This is a genomic window from Saprospiraceae bacterium (assembly GCA_016712145.1).
Lineage (GTDB): Bacteria > Bacteroidota > Bacteroidia > Chitinophagales > Saprospiraceae > Vicinibacter.
Genome location: JADJRO010000001.1, coordinates 2,025,689 through 2,050,856, shown reverse-complemented (window position 1 = coordinate 2,050,856; position 25,168 = coordinate 2,025,689). Strand labels below are relative to the sequence as shown.

Sequence of the window (25,168 nt, the reverse complement as noted above, 5' to 3'; positions counted from 1 at the left end):
AATTAGACTTCACAATTTTACATTCGGTACCGGACCAAACTTATTTTTAATTATTATCAAAAAAATTCAACTATGAACAACCTAAGAAACAGCGTACGGCTGATTGGAAATCTGGGTTCTAACCCGGAAGTAAAATCCCTGGAAAAGGGAAATAAAGTAGCTCGTTTTTCTATAGCTACCAATGATACGTATATCGATAAAGACGGTAAGAAAGTAACCGATACCCAATGGCACAATATTGTAGCCTGGGGTAAATCGGCCGAACTGGTAGAAGAATATCTCAGCAAAGGAAGCGAAATTGCATTGGAGGGTAAATTAACTTCCAGATCTTATGAAGCTAAGGATGGAGAGAAAAAGTACTTTACTGAAATTGTAATGGCAGAAATGCTGATGTTAGGTAAAAAACCAACGGCCTGATCCATTAATTGTAATTTGTTCTGGAATGAAGAAACATAGTTTACTATGTTTCTTTATTCTGGGTTACAATCAATATACAAAGTGGATTCCTATAACGTAAATTGTACAGAAATGTAGTTTTAAAGCATTGAGTTTTAAATTTCAGAATGTATTCTTTGTTTTAAGTGCTTGGAATAGGCTGGTTTGGCTATTTAAAATCATGCATTGAATTCTAATCAAAAATTGGAGTGTAAACCGAGATTTTTATTTAAGTTTCGGTTGAGAATTAAAAGTCTGATAAAATCATTGCTCAAAGAATATTTTTACCGCAGGCATCGAAATTAGAATGTTGAGGATAAAAACATGCGTATTGATTGCGTTTGAGGGAATTTCGTATTGTAATAGAATTTTAGTGAAAATTTGGGTTTAAATAGGAATTTAAACAATCTATTAAATTCAATCAGAGTCACAAATAAATTTGTATTTAAGATGATTGATTGGGTATGGAAGTAACTGTTGTTATTTAAAATTTCTATTTACTTTTAGAAACTTCTAATTCAAAAGATGAAATTCCTTTAACAGATTGATCTCTTCCATATTGACTGAGTGAAATTTGATAATTTCCAATAAATGGAAATTTAAATCTTTGAAGTAAACTAATTTCAGTATTGCATTTTGTACCAGAACAGTGCCCGGTTGGTTTGCCGGAATTGTCAAACAATTCCAAACTGATAATTTGTTCTTTTTGGCTTTGATCCGGAAATCCCGTTGTACTTTTTACATACAGGTTTTGATATTCCATTTCAATGGAATGTTTTAATGTAAGATTTAATTGATACCAACTTGCAGTATCCTGGACCTGCCAGTTGAATGTTAAAATTTGAGTACTGTCCCATTCATTATTTTCAATCTGGATTTCATTTTTATAAATCACAGATTGATTGCATGCAGAAAATAAGCTAAGAATTGCAAGCAATTGAAAAAAATGCATATTTAAAAAAATGGAACGATCTATGATACATGATTTGGATCACTAACTGAAATACTCTTTCATTCGTTCGTAAAAACTTTTTTCGTCTTTACCAGGATGCGGTTTAAAGTTTGGATGGCTGCGGAGTTTTTCGAGGATGGATTTTTCTTCTGAAGTAAGATCCTTTGGAGTCCAAATGGTAATGTGAATCAGTTCGTCTCCTTTTTCGTAGGATTGTACGGATGGGAGTCCCAGATCCTTGAGTCTGAAAATCTTGCCGGCTTGGGTTCCCGCCGGAACCTTGATTTTTGCAGCACTTTGGAGCGTGGGTACTTCCATCTGGCAACCCAAGGCTGCATCAGCAAAATTTAAATACAAATCGTAATGGATGTTGTTTCCTTCACGACTAAAATGTTCATGAGGCTTTTGCTCGATGCTTATTAATAAATCACCAGCAGGTCCTCCTTTACTTCCTGCATTGCCTTTACCCCGCAAAGACAATTGCATACCATCTTCTACACCAGCCGGAATTTGGATGTCAATGGTTTCTTCACCTACTTCCATTCCAGATCCCCTGCATGCAGTACATGCCGCAGATATCATTTGACCGGTACCGTTGCATGTAGGACAAGTGGTCGTGGTTTGCATTTGACCCAGAAAGGTATTTTTTACTTGTCGTACATACCCTTGGCCATTACAAGAACTGCAGGTTTTGACAGATTTAGCATCTTTAGCACCTGAACCATTACAGGTTTTACAATTGACTTGTTTTTTTACTTTTATTTTCTTGGTGATCCCGCTTGCAATTTCTTCTAAAGTCATACTGACTTTGATCCGAAGATTGCTTCCTTTTGAACCTCCTTGAGCTCTGCCACCTCCTCCGCTGCGTCCTCCAAAAAATGATTCAAATGGCGAACCGGAATCTCCAAAAATATCTCCGAAATGACTAAAAATATCATCCATGGTCATGCCATTTCCTCCATTGCCTCCAAATCCAGCATTTGGGTCAACTCCTGCATGTCCATAACGATCATAGCGTGCTTTTTTGTCAGCATCGCTCAATATTTCATAAGCTTCTGCAGCTTCTTTAAATTTTTCTTCTGCTGCTTTATCCCCTGGATTTCGATCGGGATGAAATTGCATTGCTACTTTACGATAAGCTTTTTTTATTGCATCCGCATCAGCTCCTTTGCTTACTCCCAATATTTCGTAAAAATCTCTTTTTGCCATTTCGTAATTCCAAATTTGAAAATCCGCTTACTTGCAAACTACTACTTTTGCAAATCGAATAATTTTATGATTTAATAAATAACCTTTTTCAAGGGTATCGTAAATTTTTCCTTTTTGACTTTCATCCGTTCCGGGAATTTCAGTAATTGCTTCATGAAATTCCGGATCAAAATCTTTTCCGTTGGTATCCATAATTTCTAAACCTTTGGATTGTAACAATCCCAATAATTTGTGATGAACCAATCGCATGCCTTCCGGAAAAATTTGTTCGTTTTCCTGTGTTTCTGATAACTTCTTTGCCCGATCAAAATCATCCAATACTACCAATAAATCCTGGATTAATTCCTGGGATGCATTGCGAATGGTATCTATTTTTTCTTTAATTGTACGCTTTTTGTAATTGTCAAATTCCGCAAATAAACGTATGTATTTATCTTTCTGATCGGCCAATTCTGCTTTTAAAATAACAAGTGGGTCCGGTCCGGATTCTGCTGTAGATTTTTCAGTTTGCTCTGTTTCCAATCCATTTGTTAGCTCTTCACTTTCGGGTATTTGCTGCTCTTCTGTCATACTATTAAATTCTGATTCACTGGAAAGACTAAGGTCAATTATACTGCCACAACTGAAATTAGGTCAATTTGTCAGTTTTTTAGTATTTGAAACGCCAAAAAATCATCTAATTCACGAATACTGGGGTCCGCCAACATGATAATTTGGTCAGGTCCAATCAGGTATTTTGCTGGAATTGACTTAATCTTATAAATTTTAGCCAATTGACTTTCAAACATGTTGGGTTCGATGACATGATGAGGCCAGATCAAACCATCGTTTTCAATGGCTTTTAAAGCAGCAGCCGGATCCTGGTCAAAGGCAATGCTTAAAAACTGAATTCCTTCTGCTTTTTTAAATTTTTGATCTCTATAGTGGGCATACATCATGGTTAGGATTTTATTTTCCTGACGACAAGGAGCGCACCAGGAACCCCAAAAATCTATTAAAACATACTGCCCTTTAAAACTATCTAAATTGATTTTATTTTTCCGCAAATTTTCAACTTCAAAATTGGGGGCTTGCTGTCCCAATACCAGCATGGTATTGAAAAAAAAATAATAAATCAGGTAAGAAAAAAATAAAATGCCGCTAAGGCCTAAGAGGTATTTCTGCATAATAAGTATAAGAGGCTGCAATATTACTTAATTTTGAGGTCCGACAAATCACGGGCAATCAATTAAATCCATTTATGAAGCGAATTATAACACCAGGGACCTTGCCCACTCCAGATTTACATCAATATTTGTTAGGGGCAGTAGCACCGCGACCGATTGCATTTGTGAGCACCATAGATCCTGAAGGACGTGTCAATCTGGCACCTTACAGTTTTTTTAATGCCTTTAGCAGCAATCCACCCATTTTGGTTTTTTCTTCAAACCGTCGGGTTGAAAACAATACGACCAAAGACACCTTACACAATATTATGGCATCCAAAGAATGTGTGGTCAATGTAGTTTCATATCCCATCGTTCGCCAAATGATGGTTTGTTCAGTTGATTTTCCAAATGGCATCAGTGAATTTGAACAAACGGGATTGACTCCAGTGCCAGCTTCACAAGTAAAACCACCCTTAGTAAAGGAATCACCAGTTAACATGGAATGCCGCGTCACAGATATTTTAACACTGGGAGACCAAGGTGGTGCAGGTCATTTAATCATCTGCAATGTGGTCTGTATGCATATAGATGAATCGGTTTTAGATGAAAACCAACGGATTGATCCGCATAAAATAGATCTTATGGGTCGCATGGGTCGTGCATTTTATGTACGTGCAAGTGGTGCTGCTGTAATGAGCATGCCACAATCCCATAAATTGCCGGTTGTTGGGTATCCAAAGCTCCCGGAACACATCCGCCAAAGTAAATTTATTACTGCCAACCTCATAGGTGCATTGGCAGGAATGAAAGAATTGCCCACAAATCAGGAAGCAATCACAACGATTTTAGGCTGGGAATCCGGTGATCAAATTTTAAAATTAGATTCTGATACCAAACACCAGATTGCACAAGAGTATTTTAATGGAAATCAATTGGAAAAAGCTGCCGCTTTGTTGATGAGTATTTAGTTGCGCTGGTGTGCTTTGGGTTTTATTAATTCTTGTTTTATTTTTTTAATAAACCAGGGTCCTTCATAAATCATTCCGGTATAAATTTGAATCCAGTTTGCACCGGCTTTCAGTCGTTCTAAAGCAGCTGCTTCATTCATAATACCCCCAACGCCAATTAATATAAGTTTTGGCTTCGCTTTTGATTTTAAATGATGCAAAGCTTGCAATGATTTTGAATGCAAGGCTTCTCCACTTAATCCGCCGCTTTCTTTTGCAATTTCTTTTTCTAGTAAAAAATCAGGACGGTCAATGGTCGTATTGGAAACAATAATTCCTGAAAAGTCATTGGCTTGAACCACTTCTAAAATATCATCCAGAGCTTCTGCACTTAAATCAGGAGCTATTTTTAAAAACAAGGGTTTTTTATTTAAATGCGTTTTATTTTCTAATTGAATGGCAGACAACAATGCGTTCAGCGGTTCTTTATCTTGCAATGCTCTTAAACCCGGTGTATTAGGCGAACTGACATTAATGGTAAAATAATCTACAAAATCAAACAAGGCAGTAAAACAATATAGATAATCTTGTATAATTTGATCATCAAGGCTTTCTTTGTTTTTTCCAATATTTCCGCCAAGGATTAATCCATTTGGTTTATGGAATTTTTTTAATCGTTCAACCAATGCATCTACGCCTAGATTATTAAAGCCCATCCGATTAATAATAGACCGGTCTTTAATAAGTCTGAATAATCTGGGTTTAGGATTTCCTGATTGAGGACGTTTTGTCACTGTACCCAATTCGATATGTCCAAAACCTAAAAGCATCAATACATTCAACCAATTTCCATCTTTATCAAAACCTGCGGCCAATCCGATGGGGTTCGTTGCATTCATACCACAGATTTCTGTATGCAACAAATCCGATTCAAATTTAAACGAACGTTTAAGCAGTTGAGAAATTACCGGAATTTTTAATGAAAACGCCAATAAATCCATAGCAAGATAATGTGCTCGCTCTGCATCCAGTAAAAAGAAAAATGATTTAAGAAGTTTCCACATGCTGGCTCACTCAATCTTCATCCATCTTTAATGAAAATACGTCCTTTAAATCCGAAAGCTTTTGGTTACTGGCAAGCATCATATCCCATTTTTCATTGGCAGATAATTTTTTTACAATTTTTTTTTCTTCCAGTGCTGCCAGTTCAGGATCTATTTCAATTCGGCTGGTAATGTTTTTTGTTGAAAAGGTATTGCGTATTTTTTCATCGAGTTTCAATTCCATCCGGATAGAATCGCGCACAATGCCGGAACCGGTTAAAATAGTAATGCTGTGTGGTTCCCATTTTACTTTAGTGCTGTTTAACATGACTTTAAATGAAGCTGATTTTTCATCCCGTTTACAATCTTCCCAAAATTGCAGAAAATTTTCCTCAGTAAAATCGATTAATTTCTCTTGCTTTTGTTTTTCATCTGCTTCAATTTTTTGTTTCAATGAATCCAAATTCCCCAATTTTGGAATCATAAATGCATCTTTCATGATTTGTGAAGCAGCGATGTTGACTTTTTTTACAACCGGACTGGTTTCACTTTCTTTTTTTTCTGTTTTACCAGGATTAGATGCTAAAGGAGTACTTATATTTTCAGTTGGAGACGGATCAGACAGTACCTGATCCATTTTTTTTCGGGAAGCATAACAAATTTTAATCAATAAAATTTCTATATGCAAGCGTTTGTTTCTACTCCTAACTAAATTGACATCTGATTCATGTACTTGATCCAGCCAGTTAATTAAATCAGAAAGTCTGCATGCTTCTGCTTGTTGGATGTATTTTTTTCTGATTGCATCACTTCCTTCAAACAAAGACTGTAAATTGGGATCTTTGACGATCATCAAATTGCGGAAATGGGAAGCCATGCCTTCCAGGATAATTTCAGGATCAAAACCAAGAGATAATACTTGATCCAGCAATACCAATGCGGCTTCCACATTTTCTGTTAGAAAAGCATCAGAAAATTTGAAAAAATAATCGTAATCTAGTACGTTCAAATTTTCAACTACATCTTTATATAAAATACTTTTATCAGAGAAACTTTTAATGCGGTCAAAAATAGATAAAGCATCCCGCAGCGCACCATCCGCTTTTTGTGCAATTAAGTGCAGTGCTTCATCTTCGGCTTGAATGGATTCCTGTTGACAAATTTTTTCAAGCTGAAATACGATGTCCTTTTCCTGAATTCTCCTAAAATCATAAATCTGACAACGGCTTAAAATGGTTGGTATGATTTTATGTTTTTCAGTTGTAGCTAAAATAAATTTGGCATAGGGTGGAGGTTCTTCCAGGGTTTTCAAAAAAGCATTAAAAGCCGCCGTTGATAACATATGAACCTCATCGACTATATAGATTTTATATTTTCCAGCCTGGGGTTGGTAACGCACCTGATCAACCAATTCGCGGATGTCTTCAACCGAATTATTGGAAGCCGCATCCAGCTCGAAAATATTAAAAGAAGCATTTTCCATGAAAGCCCGGCAATTATCACAGGAATTGCAAGGCTCCCAATCAGCGCTGGGATTGGTACAATTGAGTACTTTAGCCAAAATCCGGGCACAGGTGGTTTTGCCAACACCCCTGGGACCGCAAAACAGAAAGGCATGTGCAATCTGGCCTTTTGCTAGGGCATTCTTAAGGGTATGGGCAACGTGTTCCTGACCAATGACATCCGTCCATTTTAAAGGGCGGTATTTACGGGCTGATACGATAAATGAATCCATGAGTTTTGTGGTGGGCAAAAGTAGGAAATTTTCAGGGCAATCTGAATCTGGATAATTTGTAGTATCTTTAAAAGCATTTGCGCCTAAATGCTATCTATTTAATCCTACCCGATTTGTCTTGAAAATCGAAATTTTTGCATTCAATTAAACAAATGCAATCGAAGCCCTTTGCTTGATTAATTTTTAATTTCTAAATTGGTTCTTATGAAAATTTCAAACTTAAAAGCATTGCTAATTTCTCTAAACACATACTATCTTAAATTTATTTTTATAGTAAGTTTTGTAGGTATTTGCGAACATGCATGCGCGCAATTCCAAACTGCTGTTGGATTTACCTTTCCATCGAATGAGCGCGCTGTAAGGGGATTGCAAACAAATTCTGGTAATTATTTTATTTTAGCAGATAATAACAATCATCCAAATGGAATCTTTAATCCAAGTGGGGATCTGCAATATTTAAATTTAAATTCAACTGGGTTTTTATTGAATCCTGCTAAATTACTGGGACAAGATGGAACGGAATCAGCTGCCTGGATGGAGAAAACGAGCTGCGGAAACGGGGCTTACATTATTGCTGCAAATGAAGATTTTGGAACAGGTAATAACATGTTAGCGATTCTTATTGACATCAACGGCAATCCAATCTGGTCACGAAACATCGGATCTAATTTTAGTAGGGAAGAAGCCACTTGTATCAAAGAAGATGGCAATGGCGATTTCATCATGGTCGGCTCAAGAGAAAGCAATGGTGTTTACAATATACAGGCTGTAAAATTAGATTGCAATGGAAATCAAATCTGGTATCGAAATTATGCTACAGTAAATTCGGCGATTGCAACTTCCGTTACCAGTTTTGCTACACAAGCGAGTTCATGTGCAAGTAGTTCGAATTATTTTGTTACCGGTGTGATTCTGGGTCCGAATGGAAATGACGAATTATTTATTCTAAACATTGATGCAACGACTGGAAACCTAATTTGGATTACATCTTACGACATAGCTCCAAATGCAGCAGAATACGCAACGTGCATTCAGGGCTCTTGCTTATTTAATGCAGGATCCCTAGGAGAAATTTGGGTTTCAGGGTATTCAACGGATTTGAATTCAAGTTTGTCGCAAGTATTTATGATGAAAACAGATATTAATGGAAATCCGTTATGGGCAAATAATTATGAAATTGTCGGTGATGTTGAAGCAGCTTCTCATTTTGAATTTACCAACATCGGAGATTTTATGATTACAGGCCGTGCCGAAAGCCTAACCTTTCCTCCAAGACCCGCAACCAGAACTGGAAATTGCATGCTTATGAAACTGGCTCATTCCGGAAATCAAGTGATTTGGAATCGTGCGTATGATCAGGGGTTTGCATCTCAGGGAAATAGTGTTGAAGTTTTAAATAATAATTCTTGTTTTATTAGCGGTTATAGCTACAAAGCGGACCCACCTTCTGCTTTTGATTTTAATGTATTGACAATCAAAACAGATAGCTCAGGTCGTACAGGTACTACTTGTAATCACAATTTAATAACCGATATTATCAAAAGGAATCCGATACCAACTTTATTAACTTCCATGGTTTCAAGTCCTATCGATTTTAATGTACTTCCTTTGACAAGCAAAACCTATCAGGATACGCAAATTTTTTGTTTAATTACGCCTCCGTCTAAATGTGATTCACTTTTTACAATATTAAATCCATTTAACAACGGACAAGCAATTTGTTGTTTTGATTTATTCGTGAATAATCCAACTGCCAATTGCTTTAATCAAATTTTATTAAATCTGAGTTCAGGCAACATCGTTAATCCGATTGCAAATCCAAATTGGATGATCAATTCAAGTGGCAATCAAATGACGATTGCACACAGTTCCGGTTTTATTCCGGCAGGGTATGTTAATCCTGGTAATTTTTGTGTAAGCAATGTGACGAATCCAGTAACAGTCAATATCAGTTATACGTATTCAAGTGGTGGCGTTGCGGGTCGTTGTGATGAACACTTGATGCTACAATGTCCTGCGCCCCCATTCCAATCATGCAGATGCGATTCCAATGCGATAGCAGGGCCAAACCTGGTTCAAAATGGAGACTTTAGTTTGGGCAATGTGGGCTTTACAAATGGATATCTTTACATGCCACCTAATTTAGGATTAAGTAATGGTAGGTATTCTGTAAAGAATTCAACCAATTTGGTTAATCTGGCCTGGGCTTGTGTAGATCATACCTTGGGCACACCGCTCGGAAATTTTCTTGCAGTAGATGCTACAACAGTTGCAGGTTCAGTATGCTGGAGACAAATTGTAAATGTAAATTTCGGAGTCAATTATTCATTTTGTGCATTTGTAAACAATCTGGTAAATACCTCCAATAATTTTACAAATCCTACGGTCGAACTTTGGATTCTCAATACACTGCAAGCAACAATCACTTTGCCGGAAATTCCGGATAACTGGATTAATCTCAGCGCCAATTGGACCAGCACTGTAAATGGAGCTGTACCTATTGAAATAAGGGTTGGCGCACCAGTACATCCCTCTGGTTCAGGTTGTGATTTTGCAGTAGATGACATTGCATTTCACGAATGCAGACCCATTGTTTTTCATCTGGACACTTGCTGTACTGTGTGCAATCCTGTCAATTTAACTTGGACAACCTTGTCTAACCAGTTTTTTATTACTGACATGACCGTTTATGACAATAAATTAATTGTCGGTGGACAATTTGCATTTGGTGGATTTAATGCCATTGCAGCATGGGATGGTAGTAATTGGTTGCCGTTGGGTGCAGGTTTTAATGGAACCGTTGAAGCGCTTGAAGTACACAATGGAAAACTCTATGCCGGTGGTGCATTTTCAAATAATGGAAACAACATTGCAGAGTGGAGCGGTACCATTCCTGGAGGTTCCTGGAATCCTTCGTTCCCGGGTTTAACAGGCGGCATTTTTAATCGGGTTACCTCTTTATTGTCTACACCACAAGGATTGGTCGCAGGCGGGGCATTTCAGATTCCAGCCAATAACATTGCACGCTGGAATGGAATCAATTGGACCAATCTTGGAAGTTCTGGAATCAATGTTCCAAATACGAATTCAGGAGGCGTTCATGGATTGGGTTTGTTTAATGGAAATCTGGTTGCAGGTGGGGTATTTAGTCCGCCTTTAAAAAATATAGCGCAACTCAATGGGAATGTTTGGCAAAACCTGGGCAACGGCATCAATTTATTTATTGGAAACAATGGAGAAGGCATCAAAGCCATTTTGCAATTTGACAACAACAAACTTGCTGTTGGTGGACGCTTTCAGGAAGCTGTGAATGCTGGAAATATAGTAGTGGCCAATACCCAATTTATTGCACAATGGGATGGGAACAATTGGTCGTCAATGAGTACTGGCGTCAATTCTAGTTTTGAAGGAATCTATGATTTAATAATTCATTGTGGAGATCTGTATGCAGGAGGTTTGTTTGGATCTATTGGAAGTAATCCAATTACCGGCGTAGCGCATTGGGATGCAAATTCAAATTCCTGGCTAAGTGTTTCTAATCACTCCAATTTGTTGATCAGAGCATTAGAAAATTTTAGATCCAATGCAGGATCTGCTTGTGATTTATATTCTGGGGGGGAAGTCACACTAAACCATTTGAAATGTGCAACCCAAATTGAAAACCCAGCTGCAACATTTTTTAAAGTTTTTCCAAATCCTGTTAGTTCAAATTTAATATTGGAATTGGATCATGCAGCTGCAAAGGAACTATTGGTTTTTATTATTGACATCAATGGCAAACGATCCTTGATTCAAAAAATATCAAAAGGCAAATCACGTATTTCATTGGATCTATCAGAATTTCAGAAAGGAGTATATATACTTGAAATTTTTGACAATAGTTCAAAGAAATGGTACAAAAAGGTTTTGAAAGAATAAGACAATAATAATGCTGCAATGGTTCAATGCTGCAATCCTGCAAACCTGCAATGGTATAATTTGTTTGTAAGGCTGCATTTAAAATTTTACAATTATAAACTGCGATGGTTTATTAAAATTGATTGAGATTTCCAATTCAAAAATTTTAAGATTGAACCATTGCAGCATTGAACCATAGCAGCATTTCCCCTCAGACTTCCTAAACTTTTCTTTACCTTGTTCCTTATTTAATGTAATGAAAATTGCACTCGCCCAACTCAACTACCATATCGGAAATTTTGAAGGAAATTTTGCTAAAATGCAAGATGCCATATTCAAAGCTAAATTGGAACAAGCTGATCTGATTTGTTTCAGTGAATTGGCAAGTTGTGGCTATCCGCCTCGTGATTTTTTGGAATTCAGAGACTTTATCAGACAATCAATGGATTTGATTAATAAACTCTGCGAAATGAGTTCGGATATTGCCATCCTGGTGGGTGCTCCAACGGTGAATCCTGAGATCGAAGGCAAAGATTTATTTAATTCTGCATTCTTTTTGTATAATAAAAAAGTTCAATCCATTACACATAAAGCACTATTACCTAACTATGATATTTTTGACGAATACCGTTATTTTGAACCAAATCGTAGCTTTGAAATTGTCCATTTTCAATCAAAAAAAATTGCCATTACCATTTGTGAAGATATCTGGAATCTAGGGAATGAAAATCCTATGTACACCATTTGCCCATTGGATGAAATCATAGATCAAAAACCGGACTTTATACTCAATCTTTCAGCGTCTCCTTTTTGCTATGAACATGCAAAAGACCGTTTAAATGTATTGCGTGCGAATGTCCTGAAATATAAAATTCCACTGTTTTATGTAAACTGCGTCGGTGCTCAAACGGACATTCTGTTTGATGGGGGTTCTGCTGTTTTATCCGGTGACGGTATGTGCTATGAAGAACTTCCTTTCTTTGTTGAAGACCAGCGCTATTTTGAATTGGATGAGGTATTGAAAGGAGGCATCAATCGCGAACAAGAAAAAAATGAAATTGAACTCATCCACAAAGCTTTGGTATTAGGGATCAGGGACTATTTCAGTAAAATGGGTTTTAGTAAGGCCATACTTGGTTTATCGGGTGGCATCGATTCAGCCCTTACCGCTTGTCTTGCGGTCGATGCACTTGGCAAAGATCAGGTACGTGTCCTCTTAATGCCTTCACCCTATTCTTCAGAGGGTTCAGTGTTGGATGCAAAAGCATTGGCCGAGCAACTTGGGATACAGTATGATGTCATTCCAATTGCAAGTATTTACGATGAATACAAATCCAGCCTGGCAGCTTATTTTAAAATCTGCCCGAAAATGTAACGGAAGAAAACATTCAGGCTCGCATTCGTGGAATGCTGTTGATGGCCTTTTCCAATAAGTTTTCATCCATCCTTTTAAATACCACCAACAAAAGTGAAATGGCGGTGGGCTACGGCACACTATATGGTGATTTGTGCGGCGGATTGGCAGTCTTGGCTGATGTTTACAAAACCCAGGTTTATCAATTATCCAGTTACATCAATCGGGAAAAGATCATTATACCTGAAAATACCATCCAAAAACCACCTTCAGCAGAATTGAAACCCGGTCAAAAAGACTCTGATTCATTGCCCGATTATAATATCCTTGATAAAATCTTGTATCAATACATTGAAAATCGCAAAGGGCCATCAGAAATCATAGAAATGGGCTTTGATCCGGAAATTGTACTGAAAACCTTGAAAATGGTTAACAAAGCGGAATTCAAACGGTACCAATCACCTCCTGTAATTCGGGTTTCTTCCAAATCCTTTGGTTTGGGTAGACGCCTCCCCATTGAAGGAAAATACCTTTCTTAAAATTGGGATAAATTGGGCTTATTCTGCCTCGGCAACAACTTCCTGTACTTCAGGCACCATACGTTTCAATAATCCTTCTATGCCAGCTTTTAATGTGACCGTTGACGAAGGACATCCGCTGCAAGAACCTTGCATAGATACCGTAACGACCCCATCCCGGTAGGATTTGAATTCAATGTTTCCACCATCCATTTCAACAGCTGGCTTCACATACATCTGAATCATATCTTTAATTCGGACCACCAATTCAGTATCTTTTTCGTCAAAATTGCCTTCCGAAGAATCGGCTTCTAGTTGCATTCGAAATGCTTCAAATCCTTCCTTAATCAAAATAGATTCCTGTTCGATGATCTTTTTAAGCGTTTCTTTTGCGGGAATCATGACTTCTTGCCAGTCATAACTCGGTTTTTTCGTGATGGTTACAAAATTATTTGAAATATATACGGATTGGACAAATTCTTCAGCATATAGCTGACTTGCCAAAGGAGACCAGGCAGCTGCAAGTTCTTTATCTTTAAAATCGGCAATTCCCTGATAAAGCATCCGGTTGCTCACAAATTTTAAGGATTCCGGATTGGGTGTTTGTTCGGTATAAAGTAAAATACCGGGTTTAGTAGGTTGTACAGTTTCCATAAGCAATTAATTCACTCAAAATACAATTTAAAATCAGGAAGGTTCAATCATTAACTTAGATGTCATAGTGAGCCTCCAACGGACAATGATCTGAAAATCGAATTTCCCGGTGGTGTCTAAATGCTTTGACCTTATCTTTTAACGATTTGGAAATCGATTGATAATCAATGCGCCAACCTTTGTCCTTTCCATAAGAACCAGCCCGATAACTCCACCAACTGTATTCTTTTTTTTCAGGATTTAATAAACGAAAACTATCATAAAATAATTCTTTAAACCAATGATCCAACCAGGCGCGTTCCTCAGGACGGTAACCGGATGGATTGTCGGTGCGTTCCGGATTGTGAATATCCAAGCCTTGATGAACGATGTTGTAATCTCCCACCACGATTAAATTTGATTTTTGCTCATTCATTTTTTTAAACTCCGGGTACATATCTTCTAAAAACTTCATTTTAAATTGATGTCGGTCTTCGCCTGAGGAGCCAGATGGAAAATAACAATTGGCTAAACTAAATCCAGGATAATCCAACACAATCAATCGGCCTTCCCTATCATACAATTCCTTGCCGGTTCCCAGTTGCACCTGATTCGCTTTTTCTTTGGCTAAAATCAAAACACCGCTATAACCTTTCTTTTCAGCACAATGCCAATACGAATGATAATTTAATTCTTTAAAATAATCCGGATCCGCGTGGGATGCATCCATTTTGGTTTCCTGAATACAAACAAAATCAAAATCATGTTGTGCAATCCATTCTTTAAATCCCTTATCGATTGCAGATCGCAATCCATTGACATTAAAGCTTATAATTTTTTTCATCACTAAATTTTATGCATTGTAAAATTAATCAGCTATTTCAATTCACACTGGCAGGTTTTTGATTTCCAAACCTAGAGTTTAAACCCTAGGTTTGGAAATCAATAGCATCATGTATAAAATGGTCGCGGGTGCTGTTTCAAACCAGCTCAGAAAAATTGTAACCTATGTTCCTTTTATGTAATAAGTTTCACTACCTGTTTATAGTATTTATTTAAATTAACAAGCATTCATATTACAATAAATTGAGCCATGAAGGCTTTAGAGCCTGTAAAATCAGTCATATTACAGATTTATGCTATGGTATGGTTTTTGGAATTCTATTAATACCCGTTTGCCGTTTAAAGATTACTACAAATTCACTCACACCGTTTAAAAAAATATTGATATCACATTAAATGCAGCTGTTGCAAATCCTAATAAAATTTACATACAGCCATTTTGATGGATGAATACATGTTAACCTGTTAACGAACAAGGCGAAACGAATTTTCTCATTATATTAATTTCTGAAAGCGTATGAAGGCAAACCAGACCCCAGCTGTGTTGTACAAGGATATGCGTTTTTGGCTGGTGATTACGCTCACCTGCATTCTAGTTGGAATGTTGTTGGGTACGTATCCGGCTTAAAAACTCAGCTTTGTATCTTCAAGCTTAAATCGAGGCTTCCGGCACTGTGTGTTAAAGCTCCTACGGAGATAAAATCTACCCCGCTAAGGGCAATTTTACGAACCGTTTCGAGACTGACCCCTCCGGAAGCTTCGGTTTCATGTTTTTTTGAAACCATTGCAACAGCTTCTTCAAGTAAGGGCAACTCAAAATTATCCATCATGATGCGGCGTACATTTCCTGTACGCAACACTTCTTCCAATTCTACTAAATTTTTTACTTCAATGGTGATTCCCAAATTTTCCAAATGATGGGATTTTTGATATTTGTTTACAGCTTTAATTGCTTTTGCAATAGAACCACAAGCTGCAATGTGATTGTCTTTAATCATAAACCAATCATACAATCCATCCCGGTAATTCTGACAACCTCCCAATCGGACGGCCCATTTTTCAAGGTACCGGTTTAAGGGGGTGGTTTTGCGAGTATCCAGCAAAGTGACTGGCAAATCAGACACCTCCAATAAAAAGCGATTGCATAAACTGGCAATCCCACTCATGCGTTGCATAGAATTTAAAACCAATCGTTCTGCCATCAATAAATTTCGGGTTCCGGTTTCAACTTCAAATGCAACTTCACCCAGATGAACGTATGAACCATCTGGTTTAAATACATTCATTTGAACCGTATCATCCAAATAATTGAAAATAGATTTAGCTAATTCAACACCGGCCAAAATACCATCTTCTTTTATTTTTAATATAGCCTTGCTTCTATTTTCTGATGGGATGCAAGCCAATGAGGTAATGTCTCCAGTTTGGACATCCTCTTGCAAGGCTTGTTTAATAAATTGGTTTAGGTCAAACGAATTCATAATTAAAAAATCACACCAAATCTAAAATCTAAACTCGATAAAATCCCTTTAGAATCTTCTCTGGTTCCATCTGAATAGCGCCCACTGTCATCCGTTATATCTGTAAAGCTTTGATAAAATCGCAAACCTCCTACTAGCGAAACGTCTGTGGAAATACGCATTTCACCACCCAATCCAATACCGTAAAACAAACCAAAAAACTGACCATTTTACGGATGTCTTCTCCTTCTGTATCGGGTAAGGGCGCTGCTTCTATAGTCCCTCTGGCTCGGGTGCGTAAACTGATGCAAAATTCAGGTGCATGCACATAGAATCTGAATTTTCCAAATTCATTCGTGCGTAATTTAAATCCAAATGGAATATCAATATAATTCATCCGATACCCTAAGCTTGCATTGTCAGGAAGATTTTTATATTTTGTATCACTCAGTTCAGCTTCTTTCCAAAGATCTCCGCCTTTAAGAAATTCGAGATGACCACCTTGACCTAATGATAGGCCAATACCACCCGTTGCTGCATAACGATCATTAAACCAATATTCCGCTTGCACATGGGCTTTATAGGAAATTTTAAATCCGGATGATGAAATTTGATTGTCATTGGATGCAATCCAACTAATACCAGGACCCGTTAATACACTGAATTTTATCTCCTGACTCATTAACATCCCTGGTAAAAAGGCCAGACTTAATAGTTTTAGGATTTTCATAATTTTGTTTTTAGGAATAGTCATTTTATTGAAAATAGACCTGTAAAGCTAAAATAATTCAATCTTTGCAGAAATAAAAATACCCAATAAAACAAGTCCGGATTCGTTTAAAGAATGCGTAATTTATTGTCCCTTAACAGTCCGCATGTTATCCATTATAACAAATTATAAGATATTGAAAAATGCATTAGTAAGAAATTGCAAACCCAGTGTTGCCATGTTCCAAAAACGATTGTTTGATTGGATGTTGATTGGTTTTTACCTCTGCTGTTTTGGATTTATTGCCTGTCAGAAATCAAATCGGGACCCGGTTCCCGACGTTTCAAACATTGCTGCAGAGTTAAAATGGATTCGTTTTGAAAAGGAACTGTTTGCACTCGATTCAAACAGGTTGACTAAAGGGCTCAATGCACTCATACAGCAATATCCAGCTTTTTCGAAATTGTATTTTACACAAATTGTTCCTATGACAGAACAATTGGATTCGATTCAACCAGAATTTAGTACAGCGCTTCGCACATTTCTAAATGATCCGTTTACAAAAGATCTTTATATTAAAACAAATCGTGTTTTTAGTGAAGATCAGGATTTAAGTAAATCAATGCTTCACGCGGTTCAATTGATGAAATATTATTTTCCGGATGAAAAAGATCCGGTGTTCTACAGTTTGATTAGTAATTTCAATTTTGCAAATTTTATTTTTTCAGATAAAAATAATGCAAACGGTATAGGAATCATTCTGGAATATTTTTTAGGATCCGAAATGAATTACAAAATGGTGGATCCTAAAAATCCGGTGTTTTCAGATTATCTCACACGGTGTTTTAATAAAGATCATTTGTTAAAAAAAACATGGGAAACATATCTCACAGATAAATTAACTGAACCACAATCAGGAAAATTTATTGAGTACCTAATTCATAGAGGCAAAAAATTATACATACTCCAAAAGTTGTTACCGGAAATTGAAGATACGGTGTTGTTTGAATTTACCCCAAAACAACTGAAATGGTGTAATCAAAATCGTTTAGAAATCTGGTCGTATTTTCTTTCGGGTTCCATGTTGTATTCTACGGAATTTTTACAATTCAATAAATATATTAATCCGAGTCCAAATTCTCCCGGTATGCCAGAGGAAGCACCAGGACAAACCGGATCCTATATTGGCTATTACCTTGTGCAAGCTTATATGCGCAAGCATCCTGAAGTAAGCCTTCCTGAATTGTTGGCACAAGAAGATGCCCAGCTGATATTAAGAGCATCGCGATTTAAACCCACGAATGAAAAATGAGTCCAATACAGGACGATCAAACTTGAATTGGATTGATTTTTGATTTGATTAAATTAAAACAATTTTATGGAACGGGTGATCCCATTAGTTGATTTAGATTTATTTGTAAAAGGCGATGCAATCCAACGAAATGCATTTGTAGATCAATTGGGAAGAGCCTTTCATGAAATCGGGTTTGTTGGAGTTGTAAATCATGGCGTTCCGAAAGATTTAGTGGATGGATTTTATGCGGCCTCCAAGGCTTTTTTCTCTCTTCCGGAAGGAGAAAAATTGCGCTATGAAATTCCGGGATTGGCCGGACAAAGAGGTTACACCTCTTTTGGAAAAGAACACGCCAAACATTCTGAGGTCGGTGATTTGAAGGAGTTTTTTCAAATTGGGCAAACGGTATTGGATGGGGATGTCATCCGCTCTGAATATCCTGAAAATGTATTGGTTGAAACGCCTGCTGCATTTACAGATTTAGGAATTAAATTGTATAAGGCATTTGAAGAAAGCGGAGCGAAATTATTGCAGGCGATTGCCTTGTTTTTGAAATTGGGTGAAGACTATTTCGATTCTAAAATTCACAATGGAAACAGCATCCTAAGAGCGATCCATTATCCGCCGATTATCAGTGAACCCAAATCAGCAATTCGTGCAGAGCAACATGAAGATATTAATCTGATCACCTTGCTCGTTGGTGCTTCTTCCGGTGGACTGCAAGTATTGACCAAAACGGGTCAATGGATGGATGCCATTCCGGGTGAAAATGAAATTGTGGTCAATGTTGGGGACATGCTCCAAAGATTAACAAATAATTATTTGGTATCCACCACCCACCGGGTAGTGAATCCTCCACGGCAAGAATGGCACATTCCGAGGCTATCTATACCCTTTTTCCTGCATCCAAGGAGTGAAATGGACCTTAGTTGCCTCGAATCCTGCATTTCAAGTGGCAGCCAGGCTTCCTATGAATCCATCACCGCAGGAGCATATTTAGACGAACGATTACGAGAAATCGGATTAAAAAAATAACTTTGAACCTTAAATACATCAAAATGAACTTATTATTTTTAGGCAATCTGGGTTCTACAGAAGTACTGGTAATCCTGCTTATTGTCTTATTGCTTTTTGGAGGTAAGAAAATTCCTGAATTAATGCGTGGCTTAGGCTCCGGTATTCGGGAATTTAATAGTGCCAAAAACAATATCTCCAATGAGATTCGGGAAGGTATGCGCGATGCTGAGCGCAAGAACCTTGATTCAGAAAACAAATAAAGAAAATTCTAAAATTTTATACTCAATGAAGGTCCTATCACTTTCGTTCATGTGTTCTATTTGTCTTTTTTTAAGCAATACCCATGCTCAAAAAGTTGGACACATTAATTCCGTACAATTAATTGATTCCCTCAACGAAGCCAAAGTAGCTTCTATAACCTTAAAACAATACGACGCTTCTTTAACTAAAACTGGCGAAGAAATGTTGGCCAAATACCAGGAAAAAGTACGCAATTACCAACAAAATATCAGTGCTGGAAGCTTTACGGCTGTGCAAAAAAGTCAGGCAGAATCTGATCTGCAAATAGAACAACAAGCTTTAAGTACTTACCGACAATCAGCACAAAGCTCTTTAGAAAAAAGAAGACAAGAACTTATTCAACCCATCTTGGATAAAATCAATAAAGCCATCCAGGATGTAGGAAAAGAAGAAGGCTACGCTTTCGTTTTCGATTCAGCAATGGGCGTTCTTTATTTCAATAAGACTGATGATATTTTCCCCAAAGTAATGAAGAAATTGGGCTATTGAGTCGATTTTTTCGTTTTGTCTAGCGATGGGAATAGCTTATTGCCTTTTAGTCTATTGCCTTTTAGTCTAAAGCCTTTAGTCTATAGAAAATAAGCTTATAATTCACTTGTAAATTAACCATTGAAACATTAAGCAAAATCCAATAAAACATTAAACTATTAAAACATAGCAACATTTTAGCATTGCAGCATTGGAAAATTGCAAAATTTCCCCATTTATTCTTCAAACCGCAAATGTTTTACAGTTAATGCATTTTCTATTAGTTTTCTCAAAGAGTCGATGCCGATTTTTAAATGTAAATGCAAAAATTGATCGGTGACGGTTTTATCGCTGGCTTCAGTTTTTACGCCTTCCGGTACCATGGGCATATCAGATACTAAAAGCAAAGCACCTGCGGGAATTCGGTTTTTAAAAGAAGCAACAAAAATGGTTGCGGTTTCCATATCGATGGCCAATGCGCGTAAACGCATTAAATATTTTTTAAAATCCAATCGATGTTCCCACACGCGTTTGTTTGTAGTATAAACCGTTCCGGTCCAATAATCTTGTTCGTATTCCCGAATGGTGGTTGAGATGGCTTTTTGCAAGGCGAAAGCTGGTAAAGCCGGTACTTCCGGAGGTAAATAATCATTAGACGTTCCTTCGCCGCGTATCGCTGCTATTGGCAAGATAAAATCACCCAATTTATTTTTACCTGATTTGAGTCCACCGCATTTTCCTAAAAATAAAATGGCTTTTGGTTTAATTGCAGTTAGTAAATCGATGATCGTTCCTGCATTCGGACTTCCCATACCAAAATTAATGATGCTGATGTTGTGGGCTGTTGCATTGATCATCGAACGATCCCGTCCACGGACTTCTACTTCATTCCACTTTGCAAACAACTCGACGTATAAACTGAAATTTACCAGTATGACATACTTTCCAAATTCATCCAGATTGGTACCGGTATAACGAGGCAACCAATTTTCAACAATTTCTCTTTTTGTTTTCACATTTATAAAATTATCTTATTTATAAATCCGATTTCAATAACATAGCCATTTGAAAAAAAATTAAATCACCCGACTTGGATTATTTGCAATAAACGATTTCCAGGATTTGCCCGTAGATTTTATTCCTTTTGAAGGTGAATTTAATTCATTCATCAAACACAATGCTGCTGCCAATGCATCTGTAGCATCATAATATTTTTCATCAATTTTAAAATCAAGCAAACGATTGAGCATTTGTGCTACTTGTTCTTTCGTAGCATTGCCATTTCCGGTAATCGCTTTTTTGATTTTCTTAGGTGAAAACTCATAAATTTCCAAACCCATCACCATAGCGGCTGCAATCGCCACACCCTGTGCACGTCCTAATTTGTGCATACTCTGGGCATTTTTACCAAAAAACGGACTTTCAATTGAAAGACTTTGGGGTTGAAAGGTTTCAATTAATTCTTGGACCCGGAGAAAAATTTCACGGAGTTTTGCCTGATGGGTATCAAACTTTTTCAATTGAAGGGTATTTACATCCAGTACAATGGATTTTTGGTCGCGGAATTCCAAAATACCATAACCTAGGATATTAGTTCCGGGATCAATTCCTAAAATGCGAGGGGTTTTCAATGAATGTTGATCTGTTACTTTTAACAAAGGTAGTTCGTTCGTGCGATCCAAATACCTGACGATTAAAATAAAACATACATGTTCGGTTACCTCAAAAAAAAACCCGGAGCAAATGCCTCCGGGTTACTAATCCCTGAATATGAAATCAACTACGAAATTTCAATGGTTTTGTTGTTTTTACCAATCTCAATGGTTTTAGGAATTTGAATGTTCAAGATTCCATTTTCGTATTGAGCGGTAATTTTTTCTGCGTCTGCTTCTGCCGGAAGTTCAAACATTCTTTTAAATGAATGATAACTGAATTCTTTTCGGAAATAACTTTCTTTAGATTCCGTGTTTTCTTGTTTTTTATCTGCTGAAATAACCAACAAATTATTTTCTAATTCAATTTTGAAATCCTGCTTGTTCAATCCGGGAGCAGCCAATTCAAGTTTAAATTCCTTACCTGTATCCACCACGTTTAAACCAGGTGTATTGTTGCGGAAAAGTTGTCCTCCATTAAGATCATGGAAGGTTTTACCAATCAAATCATCAACGATTTGAACAAAAGGTGCTAGTGAATTAATATTTCTCATGGTTTTAAAATTTTATGTTTAACAAATTAATTTACAGAAATGCTGTGAGTTACTTTTTTAATACGGTTCATCTGAACATACAATACGCCATTTTCAAATCGAGCTTTCAAGCTTTCAGTATCAATGTCTTCAGGTAATTGAATGCTGCGTTTGTAGCTTACATCTGCAAATTCTTTGTGCAATGATTTGGCATCTTCTGACTTCTGAATGCGTTTTGCATTTAAATGCAATAGCTTATTTTCCAATTGAATGGACGCATCTTCTTTCAACACACCCGGCATGGAAAATTCAATGATCAACTGTTCATCTTTTTCGTACGCATTCATTTTTGGTCGGATGCTTTGATCAACAGCTGGTTTATAATCAACCGCGCAATTTGATTTGACGCGAAATGTTTTTGGGTAGGGGAAGTAGTAATTTGAGTACATCATAATTTTTAAGTTTTATAATAGCTATAGATCAATTGATGTACCATTCTAAAAATTAGTAAATTCTGGCATTGATTCTAGCTCATAACATGCCAAATTGGCAAATTTTAAATAAAAAATATGCCACAATGACATGATATTAATATTTCTGCTATGTGTTGTAATTTTACATCAAACATGCTAATATGAAACAGGTCCATTTTACCATTAAATTCTTAAAAACATTGGCTGCAATTGGAATGCTGATGGCCTGCAATAGCAACCAACTGGTTTCCCAAGCCAATGGATTTGGAATCAAACTTGGTCCCAGTATGGGATTTCAAAAATGGGGTGGAGGCAGCCAGCGGGATCCCTTAGTACGCTGGCATGTCGCTGCATTTATGGATTCAGAAAGTTCGGACTCAAAAAATGTAATCTATGGGCAATTAGGATACCACGTTAAAGGCGGGGCCTTCAGGGTCAGCTATTTTTACGACATCAATGGAAATCGGTATCCTGGAAGCACCTACGGCATGGAATTTCACAATTTGAGTTTGGATATTGGTTTAAAACGATACATCCGTAAAGGAATCTGGAAGCCCTATTATACGATTGGACTCCGCGGCGAATACACGGCAAAAACTAAATTTGAAATCTACCAGGAACTCGAAGAATGGGTTCGCAAATGGAATTATGGATTTTCCATCAAGTTAGGCACAGAATACAAAATGAGTAAGTTGACACATGCCGGACTCGAACTCAACATTGCACCTGATTTATCCAAACAAGTATATGTCCCGGCCACCATTCGCCGGATCAATCCCTGGACCGGACAAGCCGAACCTGGTTACGAACAATCCACTGTAAACACAACCATCGAATTGAGTTTTTACCTGCGATTTATGCAAGTCATTGAATACGAAGAATAAGAATATGGTTAGTTGATAGATGTTGGTTGATAGTTGTTAGTACGGGAGTGTTAATTGTCATTTGAATTGAATCATTCTCTGAAAATTGGTCAAGGAACATAAATAAATCTGCTTTTGAGCATAAATGATAGTTTTCAATAGGAAACCCTCTTTCAACTATCCTCTAACAACTAACAACCATCAACTAACAAAAAAGGGATCCTCATAATGAAGATCCCTTTTCAGAAGTTATTTAAACTTCAATTATTTTTTCCAGGGCAATTCATGAATACGTTTTGCTGCTAACAATCCACAAAATTCACCACCTTCCATGTCGATTCTCCAATGCACCGCTAATGGTAAACGACTGAAAGCGTTTTCGTAAGCAAGCGTACGCAATGTATTGAATGAGCGAGGCGTTCCGCAGAAGTCTGTACGTTGCTCATGGCAATGATCTGTAAAGCTGTAGTTTGGTCCGACAAAATATTCCAGGATACCAGCTCCTGCATAACCAAAAGTAGAGTGGCCGGAAGGATAGGCTGGAAATGGAGGTGTAAAACCTAACCAGGGTACTTCAAAATTAGGATCAATATTTCTTTTAATATAAGTGATCGGTCTTTCCAGATCGTATTTGTATTTATTATACCAAGCTACCACACTAGCATCATTTAAAGCCATACCTATTTGTGCATACAATACACAGGTTGTTTCTAGATTTAATTTTTCTTTTTGTACAATCTGATCTGCAATAGCAATAAAACGTGGAGCCGGACTGAAAGTCCAACCTACACGATCATCGCTCCAGAATTCTGCAATGCATTCCATTTCACCTTTCGGATTGCTGCGGGCTTCATTTGCAATCACATACATTTCCCATGCTTGTTGGTAGTTGATGGAATTTTTACCATCATCACAGGTGAAAGGTGCTTTTAATGCATCCATATCAATTTGACTTAATCCAAAACGTCTGACCTTTCCCCAAAGAGCATACATCCCTCTTGTAGAATTCTGAGGCTCAGTAGCAACCCAATCACAGGTATTTACTGGGTTGTTTTCAATTGGAAATGGATTTAAATGGGCATTGTATCCTTCAGCATCTGTAGTAGAAAATCTCCAGACAGCAGATGCTACCTCACGGCCATGTGCTTCTGAGTTATTTAAAATGGTCTCCACTGTATTTTTACGGAAACGCTCTCTAAGCTCTTTTTCTTTTGTTTCGATTAATCTTAAAAATTGTTGTTTATCCAGGGTAAGTCCAGCTTTGTCCTTAAAAGTTACGTTTTCAAAAAATTTGTTCATCAGGTAACCATAAGATGCATTGATAACCTCAGGCCAGTATAAATTGGTTTGTACAGCAGGCATATCCTGAATACCTAAACGAAATTGCAAGGATTGATAATCAGGCATACCTCCCAAACAAGCTTCGTAAGCACTTAAACCGAGATAAGCTAAAGCACGGGGAGCAGGACCGGGTCTGTACGCAGCCGCATAACGCTCAACTTCCATAAATACCGAGCTCCATTCATGGTACACTTCGTTTTCTTGAGATTTCATCAGGTTGTTTCCACCTTCTGTAGGTTCTACCTGATTACAAGAAGTTGAGAGGAATAAGGTAATAGTTACTAAACCAAATAGTAATTTGGATAAAAATTTCATAAGAGGGATTTAAGTCTTAATACAAAAAA

The 25,168-nt window shown here is 37.2% G+C and carries 24 protein-coding genes and 1 pseudogene; 9 read left to right on the top strand and 16 right to left on the bottom strand.

Annotation, left to right across the window (positions count from 1 at the left end; all coding sequences use genetic code 11):
- Positions 1-72: 72 nt before the first annotated feature.
- Complete coding sequence (locus IPK91_08690) at positions 73-417, top strand: single-stranded DNA-binding protein (protein ID MBK8297334.1); 345 nt, start codon at positions 73-75, stop codon at positions 415-417.
- A gap of 511 nt (positions 418-928) precedes the next feature.
- Here IPK91_08690 and IPK91_08685 read toward each other — a convergent pair.
- From IPK91_08685 to IPK91_08670, 4 genes are all read right to left on the bottom strand, one after another.
- Positions 929-1,387 carry a gliding motility lipoprotein GldH gene (locus IPK91_08685; GenBank protein MBK8297333.1) on the bottom strand — a complete coding sequence of 153 codons (459 nt, stop codon included), beginning with the start codon at positions 1,385-1,387 and terminating at the stop codon, positions 929-931.
- Positions 1,388-1,429: 42 nt separating this feature from the next.
- On the bottom strand, positions 1,430-2,596 hold the full coding sequence (gene dnaJ, locus IPK91_08680) for a molecular chaperone DnaJ (protein ID MBK8297332.1): 1,167 nt from the start codon (positions 2,594-2,596) through the stop codon (positions 1,430-1,432).
- A 27-nt stretch (positions 2,597-2,623) separates the two neighbouring features.
- Positions 2,624-3,166, bottom strand: a complete 543-nt coding sequence (locus tag IPK91_08675; protein ID MBK8297331.1) for a nucleotide exchange factor GrpE — start codon at positions 3,164-3,166, stop codon at positions 2,624-2,626.
- A gap of 71 nt (positions 3,167-3,237) precedes the next feature.
- Positions 3,238-3,762 carry a TlpA family protein disulfide reductase gene (locus IPK91_08670; protein MBK8297330.1) on the bottom strand — a complete coding sequence of 175 codons (525 nt, stop codon included), beginning with the start codon at positions 3,760-3,762 and terminating at the stop codon, positions 3,238-3,240.
- A gap of 74 nt (positions 3,763-3,836) precedes the next feature.
- On the opposite strand from IPK91_08670, the gene IPK91_08665 reads away from it, so the two are divergent.
- Positions 3,837-4,712, top strand: a complete 876-nt coding sequence (locus IPK91_08665; protein MBK8297329.1) for a flavin reductase family protein — start codon at positions 3,837-3,839, stop codon at positions 4,710-4,712.
- Here IPK91_08665 and IPK91_08660 read toward each other — a convergent pair.
- Both IPK91_08660 and dnaX read right to left on the bottom strand, forming a co-directional pair.
- The gene (locus IPK91_08660) at positions 4,709-5,755 is read right to left on the bottom strand and encodes a quinone-dependent dihydroorotate dehydrogenase (protein ID MBK8297328.1); all 1,047 of its coding nucleotides are present in this window, start codon (positions 5,753-5,755) and stop codon (positions 4,709-4,711) included. The genes IPK91_08665 and IPK91_08660 overlap by 4 nt on opposite strands.
- Positions 5,756-5,765: 10 nt before the next feature.
- Positions 5,766-7,487, bottom strand: a complete 1,722-nt coding sequence (dnaX, locus tag IPK91_08655; protein ID MBK8297327.1) for a DNA polymerase III subunit gamma/tau — start codon at positions 7,485-7,487, stop codon at positions 5,766-5,768.
- Positions 7,488-7,673: 186 nt separating this feature from the next.
- Between dnaX and IPK91_08650 the strand changes: the two genes are divergently transcribed.
- Together IPK91_08650 and IPK91_08645 are read left to right on the top strand one after the other, a co-directional pair.
- The gene (locus IPK91_08650; protein ID MBK8297326.1) at positions 7,674-11,387 is read left to right on the top strand and encodes a T9SS type A sorting domain-containing protein; all 3,714 of its coding nucleotides are present in this window, start codon (positions 7,674-7,676) and stop codon (positions 11,385-11,387) included.
- 235 nt (positions 11,388-11,622) lie between these two features.
- Positions 11,623-13,259 (top strand): annotated as a pseudogene (locus tag IPK91_08645) (NAD+ synthase).
- An 18-nt stretch (positions 13,260-13,277) separates the two neighbouring features.
- Here IPK91_08645 and IPK91_08640 read toward each other — a convergent pair.
- The 5 genes from IPK91_08640 to IPK91_08620 all read right to left on the bottom strand — a co-directional run bounded on the left by IPK91_08640 (position 13,278) and on the right by IPK91_08620 (position 16,904).
- On the bottom strand, positions 13,278-13,892 hold the full coding sequence (locus IPK91_08640) for a NifU family protein (protein ID MBK8297325.1): 615 nt from the start codon (positions 13,890-13,892) through the stop codon (positions 13,278-13,280).
- A 55-nt stretch (positions 13,893-13,947) separates the two neighbouring features.
- Positions 13,948-14,715 (bottom strand): exodeoxyribonuclease III, encoded by a 768-nt coding sequence (gene xth / locus IPK91_08635; protein MBK8297324.1) that lies wholly within the window; start codon positions 14,713-14,715, stop codon positions 13,948-13,950.
- A 631-nt stretch (positions 14,716-15,346) separates the two neighbouring features.
- Complete coding sequence (nadC, locus tag IPK91_08630; GenBank protein MBK8297323.1) at positions 15,347-16,195, bottom strand: carboxylating nicotinate-nucleotide diphosphorylase; 849 nt, start codon at positions 16,193-16,195, stop codon at positions 15,347-15,349.
- Between the two features lie 2 nt (positions 16,196-16,197).
- On the bottom strand, positions 16,198-16,356 hold the full coding sequence (locus IPK91_08625) for a hypothetical protein (GenBank protein ID MBK8297322.1): 159 nt from the start codon (positions 16,354-16,356) through the stop codon (positions 16,198-16,200).
- Positions 16,329-16,904, bottom strand: a complete 576-nt coding sequence (locus IPK91_08620; protein ID MBK8297321.1) for a PorT family protein — start codon at positions 16,902-16,904, stop codon at positions 16,329-16,331. The genes IPK91_08625 and IPK91_08620 overlap by 28 nt, the downstream gene beginning before the upstream one ends.
- 175 nt (positions 16,905-17,079) lie before the next feature.
- Between IPK91_08620 and IPK91_08615 the strand changes: the two genes are divergently transcribed.
- From IPK91_08615 to IPK91_08600, 4 genes are all read left to right on the top strand, one after another.
- Entirely contained in the window at positions 17,080-18,195 is a 1,116-nt protein-coding gene (locus tag IPK91_08615; protein ID MBK8297320.1) for a hypothetical protein, read from the top strand.
- Positions 18,196-18,261: 66 nt separating this feature from the next.
- Entirely contained in the window at positions 18,262-19,212 is a 951-nt protein-coding gene (locus IPK91_08610; GenBank protein MBK8297319.1) for an isopenicillin N synthase family oxygenase, read from the top strand.
- A gap of 23 nt (positions 19,213-19,235) precedes the next feature.
- On the top strand, positions 19,236-19,454 hold the full coding sequence (locus IPK91_08605; GenBank protein ID MBK8297318.1) for a twin-arginine translocase TatA/TatE family subunit: 219 nt from the start codon (positions 19,236-19,238) through the stop codon (positions 19,452-19,454).
- Complete coding sequence (locus IPK91_08600) at positions 19,435-19,983, top strand: OmpH family outer membrane protein (protein ID MBK8297317.1); 549 nt, start codon at positions 19,435-19,437, stop codon at positions 19,981-19,983. The genes IPK91_08605 and IPK91_08600 overlap by 20 nt, the downstream gene beginning before the upstream one ends.
- Before the next feature lie 215 nt (positions 19,984-20,198).
- On the opposite strand, the gene IPK91_08595 is transcribed toward IPK91_08600, so the two are convergent.
- From IPK91_08595 to IPK91_08580, 4 genes are all read right to left on the bottom strand, one after another.
- Positions 20,199-20,978 (bottom strand): AMP nucleosidase, encoded by a 780-nt coding sequence (locus IPK91_08595; GenBank protein ID MBK8297316.1) that lies wholly within the window; start codon positions 20,976-20,978, stop codon positions 20,199-20,201.
- Between the two features lie 60 nt (positions 20,979-21,038).
- Positions 21,039-21,593 carry a crossover junction endodeoxyribonuclease RuvC gene (ruvC, locus tag IPK91_08590; protein MBK8297315.1) on the bottom strand — a complete coding sequence of 185 codons (555 nt, stop codon included), beginning with the start codon at positions 21,591-21,593 and terminating at the stop codon, positions 21,039-21,041.
- A 149-nt stretch (positions 21,594-21,742) separates the two neighbouring features.
- Entirely contained in the window at positions 21,743-22,168 is a 426-nt protein-coding gene (locus IPK91_08585; protein MBK8297314.1) for an Hsp20/alpha crystallin family protein, read from the bottom strand.
- A 26-nt stretch (positions 22,169-22,194) separates the two neighbouring features.
- The gene (locus tag IPK91_08580; protein ID MBK8297313.1) at positions 22,195-22,599 is read right to left on the bottom strand and encodes an Hsp20/alpha crystallin family protein; all 405 of its coding nucleotides are present in this window, start codon (positions 22,597-22,599) and stop codon (positions 22,195-22,197) included.
- A 182-nt stretch (positions 22,600-22,781) separates the two neighbouring features.
- Between IPK91_08580 and IPK91_08575 the strand changes: the two genes are divergently transcribed.
- On the top strand, positions 22,782-23,504 hold the full coding sequence (locus IPK91_08575) for a hypothetical protein (GenBank protein ID MBK8297312.1): 723 nt from the start codon (positions 22,782-22,784) through the stop codon (positions 23,502-23,504).
- A 243-nt stretch (positions 23,505-23,747) separates the two neighbouring features.
- On the opposite strand, the gene IPK91_08570 is transcribed toward IPK91_08575, so the two are convergent.
- Positions 23,748-25,139 carry a vanadium-dependent haloperoxidase gene (locus tag IPK91_08570; GenBank protein MBK8297311.1) on the bottom strand — a complete coding sequence of 464 codons (1,392 nt, stop codon included), beginning with the start codon at positions 25,137-25,139 and terminating at the stop codon, positions 23,748-23,750.
- Between the last annotated feature and the right edge of the window lie 29 nt (positions 25,140-25,168).